This is a genomic window from Frankia sp. CcWB2, assembly GCF_977927585.1.
The window spans coordinates 102,014-105,839 of the sequence record NZ_CDWRCM010000001.1 but is presented as its reverse complement, the minus strand read 5'-3'; the positions used below and the strand labels follow the sequence as shown (position 1 = coordinate 105,839).

Below are 3,826 nucleotides of genomic sequence, written 5' to 3'. Positions count from 1 at the left end.
ACTCAGGGCGACCTTGCCCGCGTTGATCACGACGACGAAGTCGCCGGTGTCGATGTGTGGAGCGAAGTACGGCTTGTGCTTTCCACGCAGGAGCGTGGCGGCCTGGGTCGCCAGCCGACCGAGCACCACGTCGGTGGCATCGATGACGTGCCACACACGCTGGACATCCGCGGGCTTGGGCTGGTACGTGCGCACAGGTCTGCCTTCTCGTTCGGACGATCCCGCCAGGAGACTCCCAAGGGGCCTCTCACGGATCTCGTCAAGAATGATCTCGTCAAGAATGTGGAGCGCGCAGACGGAACGTGTCACGCGCAGCAGTCTTTGAGACTACCAGGCGATCGGAGCGGTCCACCCGGGGGGCCGGTCCACCCGGGGGGCACGGAAAGCGGGAGTACCGGCAGTACCGGCAGTGCGGACATGCAGGGGAGACGGACATGCAGGCGGCCCGGCCACCGACCATGGACACCTGACCGCGCTGAATCCCGCCGACAAGCTGGCTATTCTCACCAGGATGACGGAGATGGGCAGCGGGCGATCCGACGGGCGCGAGGGGCACGAAGCCCCCGGGCACGAGGGGCCGACCCCGCTGTCCGGAGGCGCCGGCCACGATCGGACGTTTCCCGCGCCGGCTGAGGGCCGGCGGTCGGCCGGCGCGCCGGAGGGCGGCGGTCCGGCAACCGGTCCGGCCGACCGGGGAGGCACCACGGGCCCGACAGCAGTGACGATTCCCCGCCCAGGTGGCCCGCACCCCGACCTCGACGGCTGGACTCCCCCCGCCGACGATCCCCTGTTCGGGGGATCCCGGACGTACTCGTTCTCGCCGAAGCCGACCTCCCTGCGGATCACACCGCCCGACACCACGCAGCCCGACACCACAGCGCCCAACACCACACCGCTCGGCATAACACCGTCCCCGACCACCACGAGCTTGGGCACGGAGCCAGCCGGGACCGGCGCCGCATCCGTACCGCAGCCGGGTCCGACCCGCTATGAGCGCCCGGCATCCCGTCCACGGGACTCGGGCACGCCGGCCTATCCGGGTGTCTCCCCCGGCACAGATGCCGTTACTGGCGGTCCCACCCGCATCGGTGAAACCGGCGAATCCCACCCACCCGCCGCGGCTGATGGCGGATTCGGCGACGGCGATCCGGTCGACATCCATTCGATCGACGACGATCCGATCAACGGGTCGGCACCGTCCGCCACCGCCGCATCGAGCGCCCGTGGCGCGTACCCGTCGAGGTGGGGGCGGAGCACTCAGGACCAGGCCGGGGGCCGTGGGGTCCACGACGCTCGGCGGTTGCTGGCCGGCGTCGCCGGGGCCGTCCTCGTCCTCGTCGCGGCGGTCGCGGTCGTGGCGGTGCGCAGCGGGCACAACGGGCACAACGGGCACAACGGGCACGAGACGCCCACCACCCGGCAGACGCTCCCACCAATCCCGGCCGGCTTCCTCAACAGCGCGACCCTCGACTCCGACCCGGTGACCGCCGACGAGTTCTTCTCCGACGAGCAGGTCGAGGCCGAGGGACGGAACTACCGGCGGCTCGCCCGCAAACTGGACAACGGCTGCCCAGATCTCACCGGTGGTCTGGTCACGCAGCTCAAGGACCGGCGCTGCCGGCAGGTGGTGCGGACGCTGTTCCTCAGCACCCCGGGGGACGGCGGACGCCAGGTGCTGGCCGGCGTCACCGTCTTCGTCCTCGACGAGCTCACCACCGCCACCGCCACCGCGGACATCCTCAACCAGGGGCGCGGTGGCATCGTGCCCCTCCCCGTCCCGGCCAACTCGATTCCGAACGCGCGGATCACCGGCCCGGGTGGGAACAACTCGTGGCGGGGCGCGATCACCCGCGGGCACTACCTCATCTACACGCAGGTCGCCTACACCGACGGCGCCCAGGGAGCAGGGACCGATCCCGCGCTGCGGAACGCCCAGACCGATCTGAGCACACTCGCGACCGAGCCCATCGGAGACCGAGCAGTACTCGGCCACGGCCCGCGCCACTGACCCACCGGCGACCAGGCCCCACCCTCAACCGGACGGCGTGGGGGGAATCCGAACGGCCCGGGTGACCTCGGCCCGGGCGGCCAACTCAGGATCGGGCGGGTAACGCACGTCCACCAGCGTCAGGCCGTGCGCCGGCGCAACGGTGACGGCAGGGTCCCGGACACCTCGGTGCAGCACCGCCGCGGGCCACTGGGGCGGCTTGCGGCCCTCCCCGACGGCAAGCAGGGCGCCGACCAGCGCCCGGACCATGGAGTGGCAGAAGGCGTCGGCCTCGACGTCGGCCACGACGACCCCGTCAGGCCGGCGGAGCACATCGAGGCGCAGCAGCGTGCGGACGGTCGTCGCGCCCTCCCGGCGCCGGCAGAACGCGGCGAAGTCATGCTCGCCAACCAGGAACAACGCCGCCGCCGCCATCGCGGGCACGTCGAGCGGACGAGGCCAGGCCAGGGTGTCGAAGCGCCGCAGGGGTTCGGCTCCATACGGAGCGTCGGTGATGCGGTAGACGTAGCGGCGGGAGAGTGCGGAGAATCTGGCGTCGAAGCCGGGCGGTGCCGGGGCGAGCCCGATGATCCGCACGGCCCGGTCCAGGACACCGTTCAGCCGCCGCGCGAGGCCGCCGAGCGGCACGTCGTCCGGGAGATCAACGTGCGCTACCTGGCCGACGGCGTGGACGCCCGAATCGGTCCGTCCGGCGACGGTGAGCCGTACCGCCGGCAACCGCGCCACCCGCATAAGGGCATCCTCCACATCGCCCTGCACGGTGCGTTGGCCGGGCTGGCGGGCCCATCCTGCGAACGGCGTCCCGTCGTAGGAGAGGTTCAGCCGCAGCCGAACCAGCCCGTCGGTCATCGTCATCACCGGCGGGCAGCCGCCTCGCGACCCGCGGGACATCGTCCCGCGGAAACTCCCGGATCGGACATCTGTCTCTCCCCCGTGCAAGCGACGACGCGGCGGTGCGACGGCACTAAAACGAAAGCCCGCCGCCCATGATGGGCGGCGGGCCTGCGCGGATCTACTCCAGGACGCGAGATCCGGGCCGAAGGCCGAAGATTCCGGCCTTCGGCCCGGATCTCAGTTTGCGGAGTTCTGCTCCCCGGTGCCGGAGTCCTCCCCGGTACCGGAGTCGTCCGCCTGCCCGGTCGTCGGCTTGCCGGCGGCCCCTTCGGCGGGGGTGTCTGCCGGCTCCGCGGCCTCGGCTGCCACAACAGCCGCGGTCGGCGACTCCTGGGCCAGGTCCTCCGCCGCCTCCGCGGTGGCGCCGGTGGGCTTGCGACGAGCCTCGAAACGGGTGTCCCGCGCCCGCTCGGCCTCACTGACGGCCTGCTGGCCGATAGTCAGCGCCTCGACCAGCTCGATCCGGGCCAGCGGGGCGTTGTCACCCTTCCGGTTGCCGATCTTGATGATCCGGGTGTAGCCACCGTTCCGGTTCGCGTAGCGCGGACCGATCTCGGTGAACAGGGTGTGCACGACCGAGTTGTCGCGTACCTGGCGCATGACGCGCCGGCGGGCGTGCAGGTCCCCCCGCTTGGCGAAGGTCACCAAACGCTCGGCGTACGGACGCAGCCGCTTGGCCTTCGCCTCGGTGGTGGTGATGCCGCCGTGCTCGAACAGCGCGGTGGCGAGGTTGGCCAGCAGCAGCCGCTCATGTGCGGGGCTGCCGCCGAGCCGGGCGCCCTTGGTTGGCGTGGGCATGATGAGTGCTCCTCGTTCCTTTCACTGTCCTGCTGGTCACCGGCCTAGCCAGGCTGCCCGCCCGAAGGACGCGGCTCTCGCCACCGGAGGGTCGCCGAGGGCCCCCGCCGGAAGCGGAGGCCCTCG

4 protein-coding genes are annotated in these 3,826 nt (G+C 71.7%); 1 reads left to right on the top strand and 3 read right to left on the bottom strand.

Features of this window, described 5'->3' with window-relative positions; all coding sequences use genetic code 11:
- Positions 1 to 195 (bottom strand): uL13 family ribosomal protein (locus ACY45C_RS00605; RefSeq protein WP_462185708.1); only part of this gene is annotated, 195 nt, incomplete at its 3' end.
- 325 nt (positions 196 to 520) lie between these two features.
- On the opposite strand from ACY45C_RS00605, the gene ACY45C_RS00600 reads away from it, so the two are divergent.
- The gene (locus ACY45C_RS00600; RefSeq protein ID WP_462185707.1) at positions 521 to 2,008 is read left to right on the top strand and encodes a hypothetical protein; all 1,488 of its coding nucleotides are present in this window, start codon (positions 521 to 523) and stop codon (positions 2,006 to 2,008) included.
- Positions 2,009 to 2,032: 24 nt separating this feature from the next.
- Here the strand turns inward: ACY45C_RS00600 and truA are convergent, their stop codons facing one another.
- Complete coding sequence (gene truA / locus ACY45C_RS00595) at positions 2,033 to 2,863, bottom strand: tRNA pseudouridine(38-40) synthase TruA (RefSeq protein ID WP_462185749.1); 831 nt, start codon at positions 2,861 to 2,863, stop codon at positions 2,033 to 2,035.
- A 216-nt stretch (positions 2,864 to 3,079) separates the two neighbouring features.
- Positions 3,080 to 3,700, bottom strand: coding sequence for a 50S ribosomal protein L17 (gene rplQ, locus ACY45C_RS00590; RefSeq protein ID WP_462185706.1), 621 nt, complete (start codon positions 3,698 to 3,700; stop codon positions 3,080 to 3,082).
- Positions 3,701 to 3,826: the final 126 nt, after the last annotated feature.

Coding starts and splice junctions, on each gene's coding strand:
- ACY45C_RS00600 (WP_462185707.1), top strand. CDS start 521: ATGGGCAGCGGGCGATCCGACGGGCGCGAGGGGCACGAAGCCCCCGGG.
- truA (WP_462185749.1), bottom strand. CDS start 2,863: ATGACGATGACCGACGGGCTGGTTCGGCTGCGGCTGAACCTCTCCTAC.
- rplQ (WP_462185706.1), bottom strand. CDS start 3,700: ATGCCCACGCCAACCAAGGGCGCCCGGCTCGGCGGCAGCCCCGCACAT.